The sequence below is a fragment of the Micromonospora sp. CA-240977 genome, from assembly GCF_050942285.1.
GTDB lineage: Bacteria > Actinomycetota > Actinomycetes > Mycobacteriales > Micromonosporaceae > Micromonospora.
The window spans coordinates 2461988-2485219 of sequence record NZ_CP192055.1 but is presented as its reverse complement, the minus strand read 5'-3'; the positions used below and the strand labels follow the sequence as shown (position 1 = coordinate 2485219).

Sequence of the window (23232 nt, the reverse complement as noted above, 5' to 3'; positions counted from 1 at the left end):
TGATCCAGGCACCATGGACGGGATATGACGCTCACCGCCGCGCTGCCGACAAGCGCCGACCCCGACACCCTCTTCGACGCGTTCGCCGGCTGGGCGAAGGAGCGCGGCCTCGACCTCTATCCCCATCAGGAGGAGGCGGTCATCGAGATCGTCTCCGGCGCCAACCTGATCATGAACACGCCCACCGGCTCGGGTAAGAGCCTGGTGGCGATCGCCGCCCACTTCGCGGCCCTCGCCGACAGCCGGACGACCTTCTACACCGCGCCGATCAAGGCGTTGGTGTCGGAGAAGTTCTTCGCCCTCTGCGAGGTCTTCGGCGCCGAGAACGTCGGCATGCTCACCGGCGACGCCAGCGTCAACGCCGACGCCCCGATCATCTGCTGCACCGCGGAGATCCTGGCCAACCTGGCGCTGCGCGAGGGCACGAAGGCCGACGTCGGCCAGGTGATCATGGACGAGTTCCACTTCTACGCCGAGCCCGACCGCGGTTGGGCCTGGCAGGTGCCGATCATCGAGCTGCCGCAGGCCCAGTTCATCCTGATGTCCGCCACCCTCGGGGACACCACCCGGTTCGTCGACGACCTGACCCGGCGTACCGGACGGGCGACAGCCGTCGTGCGCACGGCGGAGCGGCCGGTCCCGCTGATCTTCTCGTACGCCATGACGCCGCTGCACGAGACGCTTGAGGAACTGCTGGAAACCAAGCAGGCCCCGGTGTACGTGGTGCACTTCACCCAGGCCGCCGCGCTGGAACGCGCCCAGGCACTGATGAGCGTCAACGTCTGCTCCCGCGCCGAGAAGGACATGATCGCCGAGGCGATCGGCGGCTTCCGGTTCACCTCCGGCTTCGGCAAGACGTTGTCCCGGCTGGTCCGGCACGGCATCGGCGTGCACCACGCCGGCATGCTGCCCAAGTACCGCCGCCTGGTGGAGACCCTCGCCCAGGCCGGCCTGCTCAAGGTCATCTGCGGCACCGACACCCTCGGCGTCGGCATCAACGTGCCGATCCGGACGGTGCTGTTCACCGGCCTGTCCAAGTACGACGGGGTCCGCACCCGACTGCTCAAGAACCGGGAGTTCCACCAGATCGCCGGGCGGGCCGGGCGGGCCGGCTACGACACCATCGGCCGGGTCGTGGTGCAGGCGCCCGAGCACGTCATCGACAACGAGAAGGCCCTCGCGAAGGCCGGCGACGACCCGAAGAAGCGGCGCAAGGTGGTCCGCAAGAAGCCGCCGGAGGGCTCGATCGGCTGGGGCCAGCCCACCTTCGACCGGCTGGTCGACGCCGAGCCGGAGCCGCTGACCTCCAGCTTCCAGGTCAGTCACTCGATGCTGCTCAACGTCATCGGCCGACCCGGGGACGCGTTCACCGCGATGCGGCACCTGCTCACCGACAACCACGAGGAGCCCGCCGCCCAGCGCCGGCACATCCGCCGGGCGATCGCCATCTACCGGGCGTTGCGCGCCGGTGGGGTCGTCGAGGAGCTGCCCGAGCCGGACGAGACCGGCCGGCGGATCCGGCTCACCGTCGACCTCCAGCTCGACTTCGCGCTCAACCAGCCGCTCTCCCCCCTCGCGCTGGCCACCATCGAGCTGCTCGACGCCGAGTCCCCGTCGTACGCGCTCGACGTGCTGAGCGTGATCGAGTCGATCCTCGACGACCCCCGGCAGATCCTGTCCGCCCAGCAGTTCAAGGCGCGCGGCGAGGCGGTCGCCGCGATGAAGGCCGAAGGCATCGAGTACGAGGCCCGCCTCGAACTGCTCGACGAGGTGACCCACCCGAAGCCCCTCGCGGAGCTGCTGGAAGCCGCGTACGAGATGTACCGGCAGGGCCACCCCTGGGTCGCCGACCACGAGCTCTCCCCCAAGGCCGTCGTCCGCGACATGTTCGAGCGGGCGATGACCTTCACGGAGTACGTGCAGTTCTACGGGCTGACCCGCTCGGAGGGCCTCGTTCTGCGCTACCTGGCCGACGCGTACAAGACGCTGCGCCAGACAGTGCCCGAGGACGCCAAGACCGAGGAGCTGATCGACCTCATCGAGTGGCTGGGTGAGCTGGTCCGCCAGGTCGACTCCAGCCTGATCGACGAGTGGGAGCGGCTGCGCAACCCGTCGGACGTGGCCGAGGTGGCCCAGGCACACGCCGCCCTGACCGACCGGCCACCCGCGGTGACCCGCAACGCGCGGGCGTTCCGGGTGCTGGTGCGCAACGCGCTGTTCCGCCGGGTGGAGCTCGCCGCGCTGCGCCGCTGGGATCTGCTCGCCGAGTTGGACGCCGGCGACGGCTGGGACTACGACGCGTGGGCCGACGCGTTGGCGCCGTACTTCGAGGCGTACGACTCGATCGGTGTCGGTCCGGACGCCCGCGGGCCGGCGCTGCTGATGATCGAGCAGGGCCGGGAGCGGTGGACGGTGCGGCAGATCTTCGACGACCCGGACGGCGACCACGACTGGGGCATCAGCGCCGAGATCGACCTGGTCGCCTCGGACGAGGTCGGCGCGGCGGTCGTCCGGATCACCGAGGTCGGCCAGCTCTAGCTGTCCGGTCCGGTGACGACTGCTTCGCGCAGAGCCGCTTGCGGGTGCACGTGGATCCGGCCGTTCAGCTGGCGTCGGCGAAGTGGACGCTGCGGGCGGTCGGTTCCCAGGCCAGGAACTCGGCGCGGGCTTGCTCCAGGCTGGCCGAGATCGCGTCTGCCGCATCGTTGCCGAGGACCAGCCGCAGCGGGGTCGGGTCCGCGTCGAGCGCGGCGAGGATGGCGGTGGCGGCCTTGGCGGGGTCGCCGGGCTGCCGGCCGTCGGCCGCGTCGAGGTTCGCCGCGACCGCCCCCACGCTGTCTGCGTACGCGTCGATCGCCGGAGCACGCAGCATGGCCCCGGCGGCGTTGAGGTTCGTCCGGAAGGCTCCCGGCTCGACGATCAGTACCTTGATCCCGAACGGCGCCACCTCGGCCGCCAGGGCCTCGGAGAGTCCCTCCAGGGCGAACTTTGTCGCCGAGTAGGCGGAGACTCCGGCGAAGGACATCCGCCCGCCCATGCTGCTGAGCTGCACGATGGCGCCCGAGCCCCGGCGGCGCATATGCGGCAGCACCTCCCGGGTCAGGGCCGCGGGACCGAAGAAGTGCAGTTCCATCAGGTCACGTAGCTGCCGGTCGGTGGTCGCCTCGACCGCGCCGACCAGAGCGCGGCCGGCGTTGTTGACAAGGACGTCGATCCGGCCGTACCAGAGGATGACCTGGGCGACCACGGCGGTGATCCGGGCCGCGTCCGTGACGTCGAGCTCGACCAGGTGCACCCGGCCGGGGTGGGCCGCGACCAGGTCCTCGAGCGTCTCCGGGCGGCGGGCGGTTGCCACGACGGTGTCACCGGCGCGCAGCGCTGCCTCGGCGATCGTCCGGCCGAAGCCGGAGGAGGTCCCGGTGATCAGCCAGATCCGGCCGGTCGGCGGGCGGGTGGACGGGGTTTCGGTGGACATCTCGGCCTCCAGTGGCGCGATGAGCGAGCTGACCAGAGTGTGGCCAGCGGTGAGCTGGCGCGTCCAAGACAGAAGATCGTTCAAGCCATAAGGCCGACTTATGATTCCGGGATGGAGCTGCGCCAGCTGCGCTACCTGGTGGCCATTGACGAGGCCGGGAATCTGGGCCGGGCCGCCCAGGGGCTCCACGTCAGCCAGCCCGCCCTCTCCTACGCCCTGCGCAACCTGGAGGCGGAGATCGGCGTGCAGCTCTTCGACCGGCACGCCGGGGGCGTGACGCCGACCGCCGCCGGGCGCGACGTGATCGCCGAGGCGCGCCGTACGCTCCGGCAGGTCGACCGGGTCACGGCCGTGGCGCAACGGCACCGGCGCGGCCAGACCGGGGTGCTGCGGGTGGGCTTCGAGGCGAGCGGCGCGGGCGAGCTGACGACCCGTGCCCGGGCGGAGTTCGCCCGCCGGCATCCGGGCGTACGGGTGCAGCCGAGGCGATTCGACTGGGGCGAGGAGGCCGCCGCGCTGCGCGATGGCCGGGTGGACGTCGCCTTCGTCTGGCTCCCGAACGACCTCACCGACATGCGTGTCGAGGTGGTGCAGACGGAGCAGCGGCTGCTCGCCGTGGCACGGGACCACCCGCTCGCCGGTCGGGACAGCGTCTCGATCCTGGAAACCAACGACGAGCCGTTGGTGTGGACCGAGCGGGCGCCGCGCGAGTGGGTGGACTGGTGGGCGGTGAACCCGCGGCCGGACGGGTCGAGCCCTCGCTGGGGCCCGACCAGCAACAACGTCGAGGAGATGCTGGAGCAGGTGGCGGAGGGAACGGCCATCTGCTTCGCACCGGAGAGCATGGCGAGCTACTACGCCCGTCCCGACCTCGCCTGGGTGCCGCTGGTCGACGTCGAACCGCTGCGGATCGCCCTCGCCTGGCCCGACCGCACCGACACCCCACTCGTACGCGGATTCACCCACGTGGTTCGGGAACTCGCCGCCGAAAGGGCCTAGCCGGACCGCCTTCCGGCGACGGTGTCCCAAGCGGACGGGGCACTGGCGACCATCTCGCCCAAGGGGGCCGCCGGGTACGCCGGCGGCCCCCTTTGTCGTGTCTTCCACGCCCCCGTTTTCACTGGGCGATGTCAGACCCGTCGATTAGAATGTATGTACTAATAGAGATCCTGACCTGGGAGGACGCCCGTGACCGCGCCCACCTCCACACCCCTCACCCCCTACGCCACACTGCTCGGTTTCACCCGCTACGTCGACCGCACCGGCCCCACCAAGGCGACCTTCGTGGGCGGGCTGCGCAAGCAGCGCGCCAGTCGGTCCGGCTTCAACCCGCACGGTCAGTTCGTCAAGGCGCTCAAGGCCGACATCGCCTTCCACACCGGCGGCACGCACCTGACCGGGGTGGTCGACGTGGTCAAGCCACGCTGGCGCCCGCTCTACCAGGCGCTCGTTCCCGGGGCCACGGCCTGGCTGCACTCCCTCGGCGAGCCGGCCGCCGTCGACCTCGCCCAGACCCGCGACGCCCTGGCCATGCTGGGCGACCTGCCCGTCAAGATCAACCCCCACTTCGGGGTACGCCACGCCGACGGTCGCGCCGAAGCGGTCCGCCTGCACTTCGACGAGACCCCACCGAGCGAGGAATCGGTGCTCGCCACCCTGCACCTGATGGCCCGACACATGGACGCGGTGCTCCCGCACGCCGAGCCGGTCCTTGTCGACGTCCGCCGTGGCCAGGCCCACCGCATGCCCAGCGACGCCAAGCCCGACCAGATCGAACGCTGGCTGTCCGGCGAAGCCGCCGCCTTCCGCGCCATCTGGTCCACCGCCGCCTAGCCACCCCACCCCACCCCGCCCCGCCCAAACCCCGCCCCGCCCCGCCCCGCCCGGGCAGCCCAGCAAGATCGCGCTCGATCCAGGATGTAGTGGCCTCGCTTTCTTGGGAGGCCACTACATCCATGTTCGAGCGCGATCACAGGGACATCGATGCGTACGGCCGCCGACGCACGATCGATGGTTATCCACAGGGGCAGCGTGGCGCGCGGCTGATCGGCCAGCCTGGAGCGCATGCCGAAAGCTCCTCGACGCCCGCCGCAGTTGCGTGGTCGGGTCTTCCGCGGCTCGATCGCCGTCTCGCGCGGTCTGTTGAGCCGAAACGACCTGCGCAGTTCCGCGTGGCGGCCACTGTTCCGGGACGTCTACGCCGATGCCAGGGTCCGGGTCACGCACGGAGTCAGGTGCGCCGCCGTCGGGCGCTGGCTGATCCCACCAGGAGCGGCCATCGCCGGCCGCTCCGCGGCAGCTTTGTACGGCTGCCCGACACCGACGGCGAACGAGCCTGTGGACGTGTTGGTTCCACGAGCGGCACGGATCGGGCCGAGCGCCGGTCTCCGGATCCACCACGGGGAGTTCGACCCCGGCGACGCGGTGGAGCGGGCCGGGCTGAGGGTGACCAGCCCCGCGCGGACCTGCTGGGATCTCGCCCGATGGCTCGACGTGGTCGAGGCGGTGGTCGTCCTCGACAGCATGCTGGCCAGGCGGCTCACCGACGTGCCAGCCCTCCGCGAGTACGCGCTGAGCCGGGCCGGTCGTCGCGGCTGGCGCTCCCTGCTGCGTGCCGTCGATCTGGCCGACGCCGGCGCGGAGTCACCCCAGGAGTCGCGCACCCGCGTGCGGCTGGTGCTCGCCGGCCTGCCCCGCCCTCAAACGCAATGGGTCGTGGCCGACCAGGGCCGGTTCGTGGCCCGGCTTGACCTGGCCTGGCCGGAGTTCAAGGTGGCGGTGGAGTACGACGGGCTCTGGCACGACGATCCCGAGCAGTTTCATCGGGACCGCCGACGGCTCAACCGACTGCTCGGCGACGGGTGGATCGTGCTGCACGTGACTGCCAGGCGCCTCCGCGACGACTTCGACGGATTTCTCGCCGAGGTCAGGGCCGCCCTGCGGGCGCGTTCGCGCGGCGCCGGGGCGCGATGATCGCGCTCGAACGTGGATGTAGTGGCCTCCCCGTACAGAGAGACCACTACATCCTGGATCGAGCACGATCATGCGCAGCGCGGGCGCCCGAGGGCGGGACGCGGCGTTGGTGTCGGGGTTTGTCAGGCGGCGGGGAGGTACTTGGTGAGATCGTCGAGGATCTTGTTGGCGGCGCCGACGCCGATGCCGGTCATCCAGACCTCGTCGGAGACGGAGTACGCCTTGCCGGCCCGGACGGCGCTGAGGCCCTTCCAGAGGGTCCCGCCGGCCACCTTGGCCTGCTCGGCGGCGGCCTTGTCGCCGTAGGCGGTCACGAAGATGACGTCACCGTCGACCTCGCTGACCCGCTCGGGGCTGACCAGGTCGAAGCGCTTGTCCTCCTTGTTGGCGAGCAGCTGCCGCTCGGGGCGGCCCAGCCCGGTGTCGCCGAGGACGATGCCGGAGAAGGAGTCCGGGCCGTACACCCGGATGTTGCCGGGGAGGAACCGCACGATCGACACCTTGCGGGCGGCGGCGTCGCCGAGGGTCGCGCCGAATTCCTTGGCCCGCTTCTCGTAGGCGGCGAGGAGGTCCTTGGCCTGCTGCTCGCGCCCGAGCGCCTTGCCGTCGAGGAGGAAGTTGTCCTTCCAGGTGATGCCCACCTTGTCGGTGAACACTGTCGGCGCGATGGCGGACAGTTCGTCGTAGAACTTCTCCTGGCGGAACTTGCTGCCGAGGATGAGGTCGGGCTTGAGCGCGTTGATCGCCTCCAGGTCGGGTTCGGCGAGCACCCCGACCGTCTTGATGGGGGCGAGCTTGTCCGCGCCGAAGTAGGTCGGCCAGCTCTTGGCCTCACCGGCGGTGGCGGCGCCGACGGGCGTGACGCCCAGCGAGAGCGCCGTGTCGATCTTGTCGGTGTCGAGCACGACGACACGCTTGGGCTCGGCCGGGACCTTGGTGGTGCCCATGGCGTGAGTGATCTCCCGGGTGTCCCCGGTGGTGGAGCCGGCGACCGGGTCGCTCTCACCGCAGGCGGTGAGACCGACGCCGAGGGCGGCGGCCGCGGCGAGAGCGGCGACGAGACGACGCATCAGGATCCTTTCGAGGGGTACGAGCCGGCGGGCGGGTTGGCCGCGGCGCCGGTGGTGGCGGGTCAGGCGTCCGGTACTGACGCTTTCGACGAATCGAGGTCGTCCGCGGTAGGCGGCCCGGGGTGGGACGCTCGGCGTGGCCCGGCGACCGGGTTGCCCGCGCCGCGAGACGCGCCGGCCGCAGCGGGCACATCGGTGGGCGGCCGGACCGGGATGGAGTTACCTCCCGTGTACGCGGGCACCACCAGCGGCGCGCCGGTCACCGGGCAGGGCACGACCACGCAGGCCAGCCCGAAGACGTCGCGGACCAGGTCGGCGGTGAGGATCTCCCGGGGAGGTCCGGCGGCCACCACGGCGCCGTCGCGCATCGCGACCAGGTGGTCGGCGTACCGGGCCGCCTGGTTCAGGTCGTGCAGCACGGCGACCACGGTGCGGCCCCGCTCGACGCGCAGCCGGTGCAGGAGGTCCAGCACCTCCACCTGGTGGGCCAGGTCGAGGAAGGTGGTCGGCTCGTCCAGCAGCAGGGCGTCGGTGTCCTGGGCGAGCGTCATGGCGATCCACACCCGTTGCCGCTGACCACCGGAGAGGCTGTCCACCGGCCGGTCGGCCAGGTCGGTCACGTCGGCCAGGGCCATCGCCTCGTCCACCGCCGCGCCGTCCTCCGCCGACCACTGCCGCCACCACCGCTGGTAGGGCTGCCGGCCGCGGCCGACCAGGTCGGCAACGGTGACGCCCTCGGGCACCAGCGGGCTCTGCGGCAGGACGCCGAGCCGGCGGGCGACCTCCCGGGTGGGCAGGTCGCGGATCGCGGTGCCGTCCAACAGCACGGTGCCCCGACGCGGGTTGAGCAGCCGGGCCATCGTGCGCAGCAGTGTGGACTTGCCACAGGCGTTCGGCCCGACGATCACGGTGAACGCGTCGCCGGGCAGGTCCAGGTCGAGGCCGTCGAGCACGGTCCGCTCGTCGTAGCCGGCGACCAGGTCGCGGGTGGAGAGCATCACACGACTCCTTGGGTGCGTCACGACGACCGCCGCCGTCCGCGCAGCAGCAGGAAGATCAGGTACGGGCCACCGATCGCCGCGGTCAGCACCCCGGCGGGCAGTTGCGTGGGCGCGAACAGCCGCCGGCCGGCCAGGTCGGCCAGCACCAGCAGCAACGCGCCGAGCAGCGCCGAGCAGACCAGCGGTGGCCGTTCGGCGCGTACCAGCCGCCGGGCCACCTGCGGGGCGACCAGCGCGACGAAGTCGACGGCGCCGACCTGGGCGGTGACCATCGCGGCGACGAGCACGCCGGTGCCGGCCAGGCCGATCCGGCGGGCCACCGGGCGCAGCCCGACGCCCCGGGCGGTGTCGTCGTCCAGGGCGGTGCTGTTCAGCGCCCAACCGGCCCAGGCCAGCACCGGCAGGAGCACCAGCAGGGTGCCGGCGATCCAGGCGGCCTCGGTCCACCCCTTGCCGGCGAGGGTGCCGATCAGCCAGATCTGCGCGCGCAGCCCGTCGATCGGGTCGGCGGTGAGCATGACCACCTCGGTCAGTGCCCGGAAGGCGAATGCCACCGCCACGCCGGCGAGGACGAACCGCTGCGCGGCCAGCCCGTGCCGGGCGCCGAGGGCGAACAGCAGCACCGCCGCGAGCAGGCCGCCGACCAGCGCGGTGGGTGCCACCAGCACCGCGGCCATTCCGCTGGTCAGGGCCACGGTGGCGGCGAGGCCGGCGCCCTGGGTGATGCCGATGACGTCCGGGCTGGCGAGCGGGTTGCGGGCCACGCTCTGAATCAGGGTGCCGGCCACGCCGAACGCCGCACCGGCCACCGCCGCCAGCACCACCCGGGGCAGTCGAAGATCAAAGACCACCAGGTCGTACGGGGTGCCGGCGCCGGAGAGGGCGCGCAGCACGTCGGCCGGGGCGACGTACGGGGTGCCCAGCGAGAGGCTCAGCACGACGGCCGACAGGAGCAGCACGGTCAGCACGGCGGCCACCAGCACCGCGCGACGGCGGATCAGCAGGCTGACCGGGCCGAGCCGCAGCAGCGCCCGTCCCGGCAGGTGCGCGCCGGGTGCGCCGGGCGAGGGGCCAGCCGGACGGTGGATCGTGGTCACGCGGTCACCACCCGGGCGCGGCGGACCAGGACGGCCAGCAGCGGCGCTCCGATCAGCGCGGTGACGATGCCGGCCGGTATCTCGCCGGGCGGGGCGACGAGCCGGCCGACGACGTCGGCGCCGAGCAGCAGCGCCGGGCCGAGCAGGGCGGAGACGGCGAGGGTCCAGCGGTGGTCCGCGCCGACCAGGGCACGCGCCAGGTGCGGCACGGCCAGCCCGACGAAGGCGACCGGTCCGGCCGCCGCCACGGCCGCGCCGGTCAGCAGCACCGCGGCGAGGCCACCGCCGAGTCGGACCAGGCCGATGCGGTGGCCGAGGCCGCGGGCCACGTCGTCGCCGAGGGCCAGCGCGTCCAGGCCCCGGGCCACCAGGGCGGCGAGCACCAGACCGGCGAGGACGAAGGGCAGCACCTGCGCGGTGACCGTCAGGTCGCGTCCGGCCAGCCCGCCGACCACCCAGAACCGGTACTCCTCGAAGGTGCGGGCGTCGATGCTGAGCAGCGCGTACACGCCGGAGGCCAGGCTGGCGTCGAGTGCCGCGCCGACCAGCGCGAGGGTGACCGGGCTGGCGCCCTCACGGGCCCGGGTGGCGATGGCGAACACCAGCAGCCCGGCGATCAGAGCCCCGGCGATGCCGAACCAGACGTACCCGGCGAGGGTGCCGACGCCGAAGACGGAGATGGCGAGCACCACACCGAACGACGCGCCCGCGCTGATGCCGAGGATGCGCGGCTCGGCGAGGGGGTTGCGGGTGAGCGCCTGGAACAGCACACCGGCCACGGCGAGCGCGAGACCGACGGCGAGGCCGAGCGCGGTACGGGGCATGCGCAGCTCGCGCACGATGGTGCTGGCCTCGCCGCCGTCGGGTGCGACGAGAGCGTGCCAGACCTGGTCGACGCCGAGGTGCCGGCTGCCGAGCGCGAAGCTGGCCAGCACGGCGAGCAGCAGCACCAGGGCGGCCCCGACGGTGACGGCCACCCGCCGGCGGGTGCGGGTACCGGACCGGCTGCGGACCTGGGTCGGCCGGCTGGCGAGCGCGGTCACGAATCTCCCTGCACGATCGGGCTTAGGTTCGCCTAACCTTAGCCGACCTGCGGAAAGTGACCTAACCGGCGTCGGTCGATGCCGTCGGGGGCTCCTCCGGCCCGCCCAGCGCGCCACCGTCCCCGGTCGCCGCGCCGCCGTGCGGCAGCACGTTCAGCGGCCGCATCATCTCGTTGTCCTCGTGTTCCAGGAGGTGACAGTGCCAGGCGTAGCGACCCGGCAGGTCGAAGTGCGCCTTGATCCGGGTCACCTCCCACGGGTACGCGAGCACCGTGTCCAGCCGCCCCCGGTTTCCCGGGCCGGGCCGCACCTGGCCGGAATGCCCGCGGCCCAGCAGCTCGAACTGGACCTGGTGCAGGTGGATCGGGTGCACGTGCCGGGTGAAGTTGCGCATCTCCCACACCTCGGTCGCGCCGAGGGTGGGCTGCTCGGTCACCGGGTCGCTCCAGTGCAGCGGCACCCCCCGGCCACTGTCGTCGAGGACGCCGAGCAGCATCGTCGTCGACCCCGACCCGGCCGACCTTCGCTCGTTGAGCGAGAGCCGGCGTACCCGCTGGGCCGGTCCGAGTGGCTCGTACGCCGGCAGCCGCAGCTGCTCCGGCGGCACGCTCGGGTCCGGCCCGGTGGCGTCGGCGACCACGAAGCGCAGCACCTGCCCGGTGGTCCGCGGGTCGGCCGGCGGGAAGTCCACACCCGGTCGGCCGCCGGTGTACATCCCGTCGGGTCCCTCGTTGACGAGGTACAGCTCGGTGCCGGCCGGCACGTCGGTGAAGTCGACGATCGCGTCGACCCGCTGGGCGGGGCCGAGCGCCACGCGTTCGTGTGGCGCCGGCTCGGGCAGGAAGCCGCCGTCGCTGCCGATCTGCCAGACCGGCAGCACCGGGCGGGCCGGCCGCGCGGTGGCGTTGGCAACCACGCTGAGCAGCAGGAATCGACTGTTGCTGCCGTTGAGCAGACGGAACCGGTAACGCCGACGCCGCACCGTCAGGGTGGGCCAGGTACGGCCGTTGACCACCATTGTCGAGGCGGAGTACCCGGACACCCACATCGGTGGGCCGTCGGGGTGCGCCGCGTAACCGCTCGGGTAGCGCAGCTCTCCGTCGGCGGTGAAGCTGCGATCCTGGATCAGCAGCGGAATGTCGTGGTAGCGGGCGTCGGGCGGGTCGTCGCGGGCCGGCGCCGGGCCGGGCAGCACCCCGCCGGGCAGGTCGTCACCGCCGCCGAGCAGGTAGAACCCGGCCGGTCCGGCGTAGACGTTCTCCCGGGTGAGCCCGAGGGTGTGGTCGTGGTACCAGAGGGTGCAGGGCCGCTGGTCGTTTGCGTACTCGAAGGTGGCCGAACCCGGCGCCCAGCGCAGGCCGGAGCGTTCGGCGAAGCGGGACCGGAATTCGCGGTACGCGCTGCCGGCCACGGCGTAGTCGGGCGGTAGGTCGCGGGCCACCGGCAGGTACCACGCCTCGGAGTGCCCGTCGCTCTCCTGCGTGCTGTGTGCGCCGTGCAGATGCACCACCTGGGGCACCGGCCCGCGGTATCCCCGAGGGTCGCCGTCCCAGTCGCCGTGCCGGTCCCGGTCGGCCCGCCCACCGGCCGGGTTGGCCCAGTGCAGGGTGGGGTCCACCGGCAGCAGGTGCGGCAGAGCGTCGCCCCGGCTGTCGACGAGCTGGTTGATCCAGGTCACCCGTACCGGGCGGCCCACCCGCGCGACGATGCTGGGCGCCGGGTAGCCGAAGCTGCCGGGGTGGGCGGTGGAGCCGTAACCCCACACGGTGGTGCGCGGCCACGACGGCGGCAGGATCTGCTGGCGGAACTGTCGCACCGCGATCTCGTACGTGTCCCGCTCCGGATCCGTCGTCACCGCCGGCATGGCCGGCGGGATCCGCAGCGGCGTGACGTACTTCGGAATGTCGCCGGCGTCCAGCGGTGCCGCCGCCGCGGCGAACGCCCGGCCCGAGGCCGTCCAGCCTGCCGGGACCAGAACCGCAGCGCCGCCGGCGGCACCGGCCGCGAGCAGCCGTCGTCTGGTGACCATGCCGCACCTCCCAGTTGTTTTCCGTCCCGATAGAAGAATGAGTTTCGCGGACGGGAACAAGAAGGGCAGAAGGCGGATCACACCCATAAGAGGGACATACCGCAGCAGTCGCGCCCTAGGGTGTGGGTATGCGATTCGACCAGCACACTGTCGTCCTGCTGGTCCGACCGGCGGACCCGCCGGAGCTGCCGCAGGATGCGATCGACAGGTTGCGGGACGCGCACCTCGCCCACCAGGCGGGGCTCGTCGAGCAGGGGCTGGTGCTCGCGACCGGGCCGTTCCTGCACCCCGACGACGACCTGCTGCGGGGCTTCGTCGTGCTCTCCATCGCCCCGGACGAGGCACGCGCGCTCTACGCCAACGACCCGGCGGTGCGGGCCGGACGCCTTGTCGCGCGGGTGACGAGCTGGTTGGTCCCGGAGGGCAACGTGCGGTTCGAGGGCGTGCCGATCCCCCGGTCGATGCTGGAGGCGGCGGCGGGCGACTGACTCAGTCGGACAGCGAACCGATCTCGACCACCCGCAACGCGTCAAGCTCGCCGGTGATCACGCGCAGCGCCGGAAAGTGGTCGGCGAGCACCTGGCGGCAGTCGCCACACGGCGCGCCGATGTCGCGACCCCGGTCGGCGACCGTGACGATCGTCTCCAACTCGGTGACGCCCTGCGTGGCGGCCGTGCCGACCACCACCAGCTCGGCGCAGGCGCCGCCGGTGGCGTGCTGGACGTTCACGCCCGTGAAGACCCGCCCGTCGGCGGTCCGGGCCGCCGACGCGACAGTGTGGCGCTGGCTGCGGCACCGCAGTTTGGCAACCGCTGTGGCGGCCTGCACCAGCGCCCGATCGGTGTCCCGCATCGTCATTCCGGCCCCCGCACTCGACGTCGGCCGCCCACTCTAGGTCCCGGGTCCGGTCGCCGACGGACCGGCCGCGCGATAACCCGCGGGCGGTACGCCGTCGGGCTGCCTATCCTTGGGCACGACATGCAGAATCCAACCGCCTCCGTCGCGACCGACCCGGTTCGCGAGCTGCACCGCCGCCTGACCCCTCTGATGTTCCGCGACCAGCGCCGGCTCCAGCGGCGGCTGGACGGTGCCCGCAAGCTGCGCGACCCGCAGCGCCGGGAGGCGGCGCTGGCCGAGATCACCGCCGACCTCATCCGCGCCGAGCAGCGACTCGCCACCCGCCGAGCGGCGGTGCCCGTGATCACGTACCCGGCGGGGTTGCCGGTCAGTGAGCGCAAGGACGACATCGCCGCCGCCATCCGCGACCACCAGGTGGTGATCGTGGCGGGCGAGACCGGCTCCGGCAAGACCACCCAGTTGCCCAAGATCTGCCTGGAGCTGGGGCGCGGGGTGCACGGCCTGATCGGGCACACCCAGCCCCGCCGGTTGGCGGCCCGGACGGTGGCCGACCGGATCGCCGACGAGCTGGGCACCGAGTTGGGCGACGTGGTCGGCTACAAGGTGCGCTTCAGCGACCAGGTCAGCGAGCGCAGCCTGGTCAAGCTGATGACCGACGGCATCCTGCTTGCCGAGTTGCAGACCGACCGGATGCTGCGCCAGTACGACACGTTGATCATCGACGAGGCGCACGAGCGCAGCCTCAACATCGACTTCATCCTCGGGTACCTGCGGGAGCTGCTGCCCCGGCGACCCGACCTCAAGGTGATCATCACCTCGGCGACCATCGAGACCGACCGGTTCGCCCGGCACTTCGCCGGGCCGCCCACGGCCGACGAGCCGGAGGGCGTGCCCGCGCCGGTGGTCGAGGTCTCCGGCCGCACCTACCCGGTGGAGGTGCGCTACCGGCCGCTGCTCGAACTCGCCGAGGGCGAGGAGGACGGCGACGGCGACGAGGAGAACGTCCGCGACCAGATCCAGGCGATCGGCGACGCCGTCGAGGAACTGGCCGCCGAGGGTCCCGGCGACATCCTGGTCTTCCTCAGCGGCGAACGGGAGATCCGGGACACCGCGGACGCGCTCGCCAAGCTGGTGCAGACCAGACGCTCCCTGCTCGGCACCGAGATCCTGCCGCTGTACGCGCGGCTCTCCAGCGCCGAGCAGCACCGGGTCTTCGCCGCGCACACCTCGCGCCGGGTGGTGCTCGCCACAAACGTCGCGGAGACCTCGCTGACAGTGCCCGGCATCAAGTACGTGGTGGACCCGGGCACCGCCCGGATCTCCCGCTACTCCAGCCGGCTCAAGGTGCAGCGGCTGCCGATCGAGCCGGTCTCGCAGGCGTCGGCCAACCAGCGCAAGGGCCGCTGTGGGCGGACCTCGGACGGCATCTGCATCCGCCTCTACGACGAGCAGGACTTCCTCTCCCGGCCCGAGTTCACCGACCCGGAGATCCTGCGTACCAACCTGGCGTCGGTCATCCTCCAGATGACCGCGATCGGGCTCGGCGATCTGGCCGCGTTCCCGTTCATCGACCCACCGGACAAGCGCAACATCACCGACGGCGTCAACCTGCTGCACGAGCTTGGCGCGTTGGACCCGACCGAGGCCGACCCGGCGAAGCGGCTGACCGCGCTGGGCCGTCGCCTGGCCCAGTTGCCTGTCGACCCGCGGCTGGCCCGGATGGTCGTCGAGGGCGAACGCAACGGCTGCGCCACCGAGGTGTTGGTGATCGCCGCCGCGCTCTCCATCCAGGACCCGCGCGAGCGGCCGGCGGAGAAGCAGGCCCAGGCCGACCAGGCGCACGCCCGGTTCGCCGACAAGGAGTCGGACTTCGTCGCCTACCTCAACCTCTGGCGCTACCTGCGCGAGCAGCAGCGCGAGCTGTCCTCCAGCGCGTTCCGCCGGATGTGCAAGGCCGAGTACCTCAACTACCTGCGGATCCGCGAGTGGCAGGACATCGTCGGCCAGTTGCGCCAGGTGCTGCGTACCCCGGCGGAGGGTGACCGGCGCGGCGGGCGGCCGGCGCGCGACACCGCCGACGGCGCGGACGCCGGCCGGGGGGAGAGCCGACGCGGCGGCGCGGACCTGCCGGAGGAGATCGACACCCCGAAGGTGCACCAGTCGCTGCTGCCCGGCCTGCTGTCGCACATCGGCCTGAAGGACGCCCAGAAGCACGAGTACCTGGGAGCGCGGGGCGCGAAGTTCGCGGTCTTCCCCGGCTCGGCGTTGTTCAAGAAGCCGCCGCGCTGGGTGATGGCCGCCGAGCTGGTGGAGACGTCCCGGCTCTGGGGCCGCATCGCCGGTCGGGTCGAGCCGGAGTGGGTGGAGCCGCTGGCGCAGCACCTGGTCAAGCGCAGCTACAGCGAGCCGCACTGGGAGAAGAAGCAGGCCGCGGTGATGGCCTACGAGAAGGTCACCCTGTACGGCGTCCCGCTCGTCACCTCCCGCAAGGTCAACTTCGGTCGGATCGACCCGGCGTTGAGCCGGGAGCTGTTCATCAGGCACGCCCTCGTCGAGGGCGACTGGCAGACCCACCACCAGTTCTGGGCGGACAACAAGCGGCTGCTCGCCGAGATCGAGGAGTTGGAGAGCCGGGCGCGACGCCGGGACATCCTGGTCGACGACGAAACCATCTTCGGCTTCTACGACCAGCGGATCCCGGCCGACGTGTCCTCCGGGCGGCACTTCGACAGCTGGTGGAAGAAGACCCGCCGGGAGCGGCCCGACCTGCTTACCTTCACCCGTGACCTGCTTGTCAACGACGGCCGGCCGGGGGTGGACGAGGACGACTACCCGGACGAGTGGCAGGCCGACGGGGTGCGCCTGCCGCTGACGTACCGGTTCGAACCGGGCACACCGACCGACGGCGTCACAGTCGACATCCCGCTGCCACTGCTCAACCAGGTGCCGGCGGAGAGCTTCGGCTGGCAGGTGCCGGGCCTGCGCGAGGAGACGGTCATCGCGCTGATCCGCTCGCTGCCCAAGGCGATCCGCCGCAACTTCGTGCCGGTGCCGGACTACGCCCGCGCCGCCCTGGCGGCAATCACCCCCGGCGAGGCGTCGCTGCTCGACGCGCTCACCCGTGAGCTGCGCCGGATGACCGGGGTCACAGTGCCCCGCGACGCCTGGGAGCCGGACAAGCTGCCCGCCCACCTCCGGGTGACCTTCCGGGTCCTGGGCGACGACGACAAGCCGGTCGCCGAGGGCAAGGACCTGCCGGCCCTGCAACGTCAACTCCGCCAGGAGGTACGCCAGGTGGTGGCGGCCGCCGCGCCGGAGGTGGCCCGCACCGGGCTGCGCGAGTGGACCATCGGCACCCTGCCGCGGACCATCGAGCAGGTCCGTGCCGGGTACGCGGTGACCGCGTACCCGGCGCTTGTCGACGAGGGCGCCACGGTCGGGGTGAAGGTGTTCGACTCCCCCGCCGAGGCGGAGGCGGCGCACTGGGCCGGCACCCGCCGCCTGTTGCGACTCACCGTGCCGTCTCCCGCCCGGTTCCTGCAGGGGCGGCTCAGCAACGAGGCGAAGCTGGCGCTGAGCCGCAATCCGCACGGTGGCGTGCAGGAGCTGATCGAGGACGCGGCGGGCGCGGCAATCGACCGGCTGATCGGCGACGCCGGCGGGCCGGCCTGGGACGCCGAGGGGTTCGCGGCGCTGCGCGAGAAGGTCCGGGCCGACCTGGTCGACACAGTGGTCGAGGTGATGGACCGGGTCCGCCGGGTGCTCGCCGCCGCGTACGCCGTGGAACAGCGGCTCGGCGCCACCCGCAACCTCGCCGTGGTCGCCGCGCTGGCCGACATCCGCAAGCAGCTCGCCGGTCTGGTGCACGCCGGTTTCATCACCGAGACCGGGTACGCCCGGCTGCCCGACCTGCTGCGCTACCTCACCGCCATCGAACGCCGACTCGACCGCCTCGGCGGCAACCCGCAGCGGGACCGCCAGCAGCAGGACCGCGTCGCGGTGGTGCAGAAGGAGTACGACGACCTGCTCGCCGCGCTGCCGCCGGCCCGTCGACAGGGGACCGCCGTGCGGCAGATCCGCTGGATGATCGAGGAGTTGCGGGTGAACGTCTTCGCCCAGGCGCTGGGCACCCCGTACCCCGTCTCGGAACAGCGGATCTACCGGGCGATGGACGACGCCGAGGGCCGCTGACCTGAGCCCCCATCGGGGTCAGGTCAGCGGCTCCACGCCGGGGGGCAGTTCGCCGAGGTCGATCGCCGACTGGATGTAGTCGAGCAGGATCCGCCGGAGCTCCCGGCCGGCGTGGGTGGGTACGACGTCGCGCCGACGGGCCACCGCGATGGTCCGCCGCACGCCGGGCGGGGCGAGGGGGGTGATCCGCACGCCCGGCCGGCGGGCCAGCACGATGCCGGGCACGAGCGCGATGCCGAGCCCCGCCTCGACGAAGCTGAGCACCGCGTCCATCTCGCCGCCGTCCACCGCGAAGGTGGGTTCGAAGCCGGCCTCCCGACACGCCTGGATGGTGGCGTCGCGCAGGTCGTACCCCTCCCGGAACATCACCATCGGCAGGTCGCGCAGGTCGGTGATACGCAGCTCGCCGGTCACCGAGGCGGTCGGCACCTCCCCCACCGAGGCCACCACCAGGCTCTCCCGCAGGATCGGGTCGACGCGCAGGCCCGGGTCGGCGCCCTGGGCCGGCATGATGATCAGCGCCAGGTCGAGGTCGCCGCGCAGCAGGTCACGGACGAGATCCTGGGAGCCGCTCTCCTCGACGCGCAGGTCGATGGTGGGGTGGGCGTCGCGGAACCGGCGCAGCACCGGCGGGGCGAGCGAGGTGGCCAGGCTCGGGGTGGCGCCGAGCCGGACCCGGCCCCGGCGCAGCCCGACCAACTCCTGCACCTCCCGGGTCGCGGTCTCCACGTCGGCGAGGATCCGGGTGGCCAACGGCAGCAGCACCTCACCCGCCGCGGTGAGGGCGATGTTGCCCCTTACCCGCTCGAACAGTGGCGCCCCGAGGTCGGCCTCCAGAGCGTGAATTTGCTTACTGAGCGAGGGCTGAGTTATGCCGACGATGTCGGCCGCATGGGTGAAATGTCGTACTTCGGCCACCGCGACGAAGTACCTGAGCTGATGGAGCTGCATCTACATAGCCTACGGCTATCAACACTACGAGTTTGATGCATTGGACGACTGATCGAAGTGCTCCTAGCGTCGGTCACGTGGTAATGACGAAAACTCGGTCGCCCATCCGCTCGAACGTCGGCCTCAAGGCCGTCATGGCGGTGACGGGCATCCTGCTGGCGCTGTTCCTGATCGCGCACATGCTCGGGAACCTGAAGGTGTTCACGGGGGAGACCTCGTTCGACCACTACGCGCACTGGCTGCGCGACATCGGCAAGCCGCTGCTGCCCGGCGTCTGGTTCCTGTGGATCCTGCGCACAGTGCTCACGGTGGCCGTCGTCGCCCACATCGTCGCCGCCACCGTGCTGGCCCGGCGCGCCCGCGCGGCCCGCCCGGTCAAGTACGCCCACCGCAAGAAGGTCAACGGCAGCTACGCGGCCCGCACCATGCGCTGGGGTGGCGTGATCATCCTGCTCTTCGTGATCTACCACCTGCTGGACCTCACCACCGGAACGCTGAACCCGGTCGGCAACGAGAGCAAGCCGTACGGCAACGTCGTCGCCGACTTCGCCCCGGAGCGCTGGTACGTCACGCTCTTCTACACCCTCGCCATCCTCGCGGTCGGCTTCCACCTGCGCCACGGCGCGTTCAGCGCGTTCCGCAGCCTCGGCCAGCAGACGCCGCGCGGGGAGCGCCGGGCGCGCACCGCGGCGCTGGTGTTCGCCGTGCTGCTCAGCGCCGGATACCTGGTGGTCCCGTTCGCCGTACTCACCGGATTGGTGTCCTGACATGGAACTCTTCACCGAGGGCGACCCGATCGCCGACACCAGGGCTCCCGCCGGCCCCGTCGAGAAGCGGTGGGAGACCCGCCGCTTCGAGGCCAAGCTGGTCAACCCCGCCAACCGCCGCAAGATGACAGTGATCGTGGTCGGCACCGGCCTGGCCGGCGGCTCGGCCGCCGCGACCCTGGCCGAGCAGGGCTACCACGTCAAGTCCTACTGCTACCAGGACAGCCCGCGTCGGGCGCACTCCATCGCGGCGCAGGGCGGCATCAACGCGGCGAAGAACTACCGCAACGACGGCGACTCCGTGCACCGGCTGTTCTACGACACCGTCAAGGGCGGCGACTTCCGCTCCCGGGAGTCGAACGTGCACCGCCTCGCCGAGGTCTCCGTCAACATCATCGACCAGTGCGTCGCCCAGGGTGTGCCGTTCGCCCGCGAGTACGGCGGCCTGCTCGACACCCGCTCCTTCGGTGGCGCCCAGGTGCAGCGCACCTTCTACGCCCGGGGCCAGACGGGCCAGCAGTTGCTGCTCGGCGCCTACCAGGCCCTCGAGCGGCAGATCGGCCTGGGCAACGTGGAGATGAACGCCCGGCACGAGATGCTGGAGCTGGTCCTCGTCGACGGCAAGGCCCGCGGCATCGTCGTCCGGGACCTGGTCACCGGCGAGATCAGCACCGAGATGGCCGACGCCGTGGTGCTCGCCTCCGGCGGCTACGGCAACGTCTTCTACCTCTCCACAAACGCCAAGGGCTGCAACGTCACCGCCACCTGGCGCGCGCACCGCAAGGGCGCGTACTTCGCCAACCCCTGCTACACGCAGATCCACCCGACCTGCATCCCGGTCTCCGGCGACCACCAGTCGAAGCTGACCCTGATGAGCGAGTCGCTGCGCAACGACGGCCGGGTCTGGGTGCCGAAGACCAAGGGTGACGACCGCAGCCCGAAGGACATCCCGGAGGACGAGCGGGACTACTACCTGGAGCGGATCTACCCCTCCTTCGGCAACCTGGTCCCCCGCGACATCGCCTCCCGCGCCGCGAAGAACGTGTGCGACGAGGGTCGCGGCGTCGGCCCGACCAAGCTCGGCGTCTACCTCGACTTCGCCGACGCCATCGGCCGGCTCGGCCGCAAGGCCATCGAGGCCAAGTACGGCAACCTCTTCGAGATGTACGAGCGGATCACCGGCGAGGACCCGTACGAGGTGCCGATGCGGATCTACCCCGCCGTGCACTACACGATGGGCGGCCTGTGGGTCGACTACGACCTCCAGTCGAACATCCCCGGCCTGTTCGTGATCGGTGAGGCGAACTTCTCCGACCACGGCGCGAACCGCCTCGGTGCCTCGGCGCTGATGCAGGGCCTCGCCGACGGCTACTTCGTGCTGCCCACCACCATCGCCAACTACCTGGCCTCCGGCCCGCTGGAGAAGGTCGACGCCAGCCACCCGGCGGCGGTCGAGGCCCGCACCGACGTCGAGGACCGCGTCCAGCGGCTGCTCGCTGTCGACGGCGACCGGACCGTGGACTCGTTCCACCGGGAACTCGGCCAGATCATGTGGGAACACTGCGGCATGGAGCGCAGCGAGGCCGGGCTGCGCAAGGCGATCGGCGAGATCCGCGACCTGCGCGAGCAGTTCTGGCAGCGGGTCAAGGTGTCCGGCACCGGCGAGGAACTCAACCAGTCACTGGAGAAGGCCGGCCGGGTGGCCGACTTCTTCGAACTGGCCGAGCTGATGTGCATCGACGCCCTGCACCGCGAGGAGTCCTGCGGCGGCCACTTCCGGGCCGAGCACCAGACCCCCGACGGTGAGGCGCAGCGCGACGACGACCGGTTCGCGTACGTGGCGGCCTGGGAGTTCACCGCCACCGGTGAGCCCTCGGTGCTGCACAAGGAAGACCTGAAGTTCGAATACGTCCACCCCACGCAGCGGAGCTACAAGTGAACCTGACCCTGCGCATCTGGCGCCAGAAGGGCCCTGAGGACAAGGGTCGGATGGTGACCTACCCGGTCGACGACGTGTCCCCGGACATGTCGTTCCTGGAGATGCTCGACGTGCTCAACGAGCGGCTCATCCTCGCCGGCGAGGACCCGGTCGCCTTCGACCACGACTGCCGTGAGGGCATCTGCGGCATGTGCGGCCTGATGATCAATGGCGACGCGCACGGGCCGCAGCGCGGCACCACCGCCTGCCAGCTGCACATGCGGCAGTTCACCGACGGCGAGACGATCGACATCGAGCCGTGGCGGGCCAGCGCCTTCCCGGTCATCAAGGACCTGGTGGTCAACCGGGGCGCCTTCGACAAGATCATCGCTGCGGGCGGGTACATCACCGCGCCGACCGGCAGCGCACCCGAGGCACACTCCACCCCGGTGGCCAAGGCCAACGCCGACGCCGCCTTCGAGTCGGCGGCCTGCATCGGCTGCGGCGCCTGCGTGGCAGCCTGCCCGAACGGCTCCGGCATGCTCTTCACCGCCGCGAAGCTCACCCAGCTCTCCCTGCTGCCACAGGGCCAGCCGGAGCGCTACACCCGGGTCATCGGCATGGTCGACGCGCACGACGAGGCCGGCTTCGGCGGCTGCACCAACGCCGGCGAATGCACCCCGGCCTGCCCGAAGGGCATCCCGCTGAACACCATCGGCCGCCTCAACCGCGACTACCTCGCGGCCACCGCGAAGGGCGCCGGCAACACCCCCGGCTCCTGAGGCCCACCGCACGACGCCGAACCGCCGTATCCCTTCCTTCCGGGGTACGGCGGTTCGGCGTTCGGCTCGGCGTTCGGTCCATGGCTCGGTGTTCGGTCCTCGGTTGCGCTTGGGGCTGGGGCGACCGTCCCCGGCTCCGGGCGGTCAGGCTTGATCCCTCCGCCGGGGACGGTCGCCCCAGCCCTGACCCTGGTCACGGCTGGTCCGTGAGTTGCGGTTCCGCTGGGGTACGCCGAGGGCTCCGATCGCGGACGCGTCGGTGAACCTCGCGCGGCACCGCCTCGCGCCGCCCCGCCTCGCCCCGCGCCGCCCCGCCTCGCAAACGCCGTCCTGCCGTCCGGCCCCGCCCTCGCCGCCCCGCGCCGCCCCGCCCCGGGAACGCCGTCCTGCCTTCCCGCCCCGCCCTCGCCGCCCCGCCGCCGCGCTGGCCGCGGCTGCTTGATCCACTCGGTCTTCATGAAGTCGGGCTGTCATAGCGCCTCGGATGCCGCGACTTCAAGGAACACGAGTCGATCAACTCGATCTCGGCCCGCAGAAGTCACGCGACAGCCCGACAGAAGGTGTAAGCCGGACACATCGACGCGCCGCCCGGGACTTGCAGACGGGACTCGCAGACCAGTGCTCGGAGCACGCAAGCAGTGGTCACCCCACGGGTCGGAGTTCACGGGTTGGGGCACGGCCCACGAGCGGGCCCGGACGGGCCGGGTCGTCGAGGGTGGCGCACGAAGCGCACGAGGCCCAGGCCGAGCCTCACAGACCCCCGCACTGACCCACAAGCAGCGCCAACCACCGACCGGGGCGAACTCACCAGCGCACGGAACCACAGGCAACGCACACCGGCCCCGAACTGACCAGCACACGGAACCACAGGCGGCGCCCCACCGGCCCGAACCGACCAGCGCGGAACCACAGGCAACGCCCACGGGCCGGGGTCTCGGCACGGCGCACGAAGCGGACGGACGGCAGCCACCCACGGGGCTGGGGGCGACCGTCCCCGGCGGAGGGATCAAGCCTGACCGCCCGGAGCCGGGGACGGTCGCCCCCAGCCCAGACCGCAACCACGCCCAGACCACAACC

The 23232-nt window shown here is 71.8% G+C and carries 17 protein-coding genes; 9 read left to right on the top strand and 8 right to left on the bottom strand.

The genetic code is table 11. The annotated features are described in order from the left end of the window. Window positions 1-24 precede the first annotated feature (24 nt). Window positions 25-2538, top strand: coding sequence for a DEAD/DEAH box helicase (locus ACQPWW_RS11445; RefSeq protein ID WP_433131861.1), 2514 nt, complete (start codon window positions 25-27; stop codon window positions 2536-2538). A gap of 64 nt (window positions 2539-2602) precedes the next feature. Here the strand turns inward: ACQPWW_RS11445 and ACQPWW_RS11440 are convergent, their stop codons facing one another. Next, window positions 2603-3475, bottom strand: a complete 873-nt coding sequence (locus ACQPWW_RS11440) for an oxidoreductase (protein ID WP_433131859.1) — start codon at window positions 3473-3475, stop codon at window positions 2603-2605. Window positions 3476-3586: 111 nt separating this feature from the next. On the opposite strand from ACQPWW_RS11440, the gene ACQPWW_RS11435 reads away from it, so the two are divergent. The 3 genes from ACQPWW_RS11435 (at window position 3587) to ACQPWW_RS11425 (ending at window position 6448) form a co-directional block, all read left to right on the top strand. Beyond that, window positions 3587-4474, top strand: a complete 888-nt coding sequence (locus ACQPWW_RS11435) for a LysR family transcriptional regulator (RefSeq protein WP_433131857.1) — start codon at window positions 3587-3589, stop codon at window positions 4472-4474. Between the two features lie 189 nt (window positions 4475-4663). After that, entirely contained in the window at window positions 4664-5308 is a 645-nt protein-coding gene (locus ACQPWW_RS11430) for a hypothetical protein (protein ID WP_433131855.1), read from the top strand. A 231-nt stretch (window positions 5309-5539) separates the two neighbouring features. Next, window positions 5540-6448 carry an endonuclease domain-containing protein gene (locus ACQPWW_RS11425; protein ID WP_433131853.1) on the top strand — a complete coding sequence of 303 codons (909 nt, stop codon included), beginning with the start codon at window positions 5540-5542 and terminating at the stop codon, window positions 6446-6448. Window positions 6449-6570: 122 nt separating this feature from the next. Here ACQPWW_RS11425 and ACQPWW_RS11420 read toward each other — a convergent pair whose 3' ends face one another. The 5 genes from ACQPWW_RS11420 to ACQPWW_RS11400 form a co-directional block, all read right to left on the bottom strand. Then, complete coding sequence (locus tag ACQPWW_RS11420; RefSeq protein WP_433131851.1) at window positions 6571-7518, bottom strand: ABC transporter substrate-binding protein; 948 nt, start codon at window positions 7516-7518, stop codon at window positions 6571-6573. Between the two features lie 62 nt (window positions 7519-7580). After that, window positions 7581-8516 carry an ABC transporter ATP-binding protein gene (locus tag ACQPWW_RS11415; RefSeq protein WP_433131849.1) on the bottom strand — a complete coding sequence of 312 codons (936 nt, stop codon included), beginning with the start codon at window positions 8514-8516 and terminating at the stop codon, window positions 7581-7583. 20 nt (window positions 8517-8536) lie between these two features. Then, window positions 8537-9616: a FecCD family ABC transporter permease gene (locus ACQPWW_RS11410; protein WP_433131847.1), complete on the bottom strand. Its 1080-nt coding sequence runs from the start codon at window positions 9614-9616 to the stop codon at window positions 8537-8539. Further along, entirely contained in the window at window positions 9613-10659 is a 1047-nt protein-coding gene (locus tag ACQPWW_RS11405; protein WP_433131845.1) for a FecCD family ABC transporter permease, read from the bottom strand. The genes ACQPWW_RS11410 and ACQPWW_RS11405 overlap by 4 nt, the downstream gene beginning before the upstream one ends. 61 nt (window positions 10660-10720) lie before the next feature. Then, window positions 10721-12688: a multicopper oxidase family protein gene (locus ACQPWW_RS11400; RefSeq protein ID WP_433131843.1), complete on the bottom strand. Its 1968-nt coding sequence runs from the start codon at window positions 12686-12688 to the stop codon at window positions 10721-10723. Between the two features lie 128 nt (window positions 12689-12816). On the opposite strand from ACQPWW_RS11400, the gene ACQPWW_RS11395 reads away from it, so the two are divergent. After that, window positions 12817-13176 (top strand): YciI family protein, encoded by a 360-nt coding sequence (locus tag ACQPWW_RS11395; RefSeq protein WP_433131841.1) that lies wholly within the window; start codon window positions 12817-12819, stop codon window positions 13174-13176. A gap of 1 nt (window position 13177) precedes the next feature. Here ACQPWW_RS11395 and ACQPWW_RS11390 read toward each other — a convergent pair whose 3' ends face one another. Then, window positions 13178-13540, bottom strand: coding sequence for a cytidine deaminase family protein (locus ACQPWW_RS11390; protein ID WP_433131839.1), 363 nt, complete (start codon window positions 13538-13540; stop codon window positions 13178-13180). Between the two features lie 126 nt (window positions 13541-13666). Here ACQPWW_RS11390 and hrpA point away from each other — a divergent pair, with 126 nt between their 5' ends. After that, window positions 13667-17737, top strand: a complete 4071-nt coding sequence (gene hrpA, locus ACQPWW_RS11385; protein WP_433131837.1) for an ATP-dependent RNA helicase HrpA — start codon at window positions 13667-13669, stop codon at window positions 17735-17737. Window positions 17738-17755: 18 nt separating this feature from the next. Here hrpA and ACQPWW_RS11380 read toward each other — a convergent pair whose 3' ends face one another. Continuing rightward, window positions 17756-18688 (bottom strand): LysR family transcriptional regulator, encoded by a 933-nt coding sequence (locus tag ACQPWW_RS11380; protein ID WP_433131835.1) that lies wholly within the window; start codon window positions 18686-18688, stop codon window positions 17756-17758. Between the two features lie 134 nt (window positions 18689-18822). On the opposite strand from ACQPWW_RS11380, the gene ACQPWW_RS11375 reads away from it, so the two are divergent. From ACQPWW_RS11375 to ACQPWW_RS11365, 3 genes are read left to right on the top strand one after another with little or no spacing between them, the layout of a single operon-like run. Beyond that, complete coding sequence (locus tag ACQPWW_RS11375) at window positions 18823-19455, top strand: succinate dehydrogenase cytochrome b subunit (protein ID WP_433134276.1); 633 nt, start codon at window positions 18823-18825, stop codon at window positions 19453-19455. A gap of 1 nt (window position 19456) precedes the next feature. Then, complete coding sequence (locus ACQPWW_RS11370; protein WP_433131833.1) at window positions 19457-21394, top strand: fumarate reductase/succinate dehydrogenase flavoprotein subunit; 1938 nt, start codon at window positions 19457-19459, stop codon at window positions 21392-21394. Continuing rightward, window positions 21391-22155, top strand: a complete 765-nt coding sequence (locus ACQPWW_RS11365; RefSeq protein ID WP_357245649.1) for a succinate dehydrogenase/fumarate reductase iron-sulfur subunit — start codon at window positions 21391-21393, stop codon at window positions 22153-22155. The genes ACQPWW_RS11370 and ACQPWW_RS11365 overlap by 4 nt, the downstream gene beginning before the upstream one ends. The last annotated feature ends 1077 nt before the right edge of the window (window positions 22156-23232 follow it).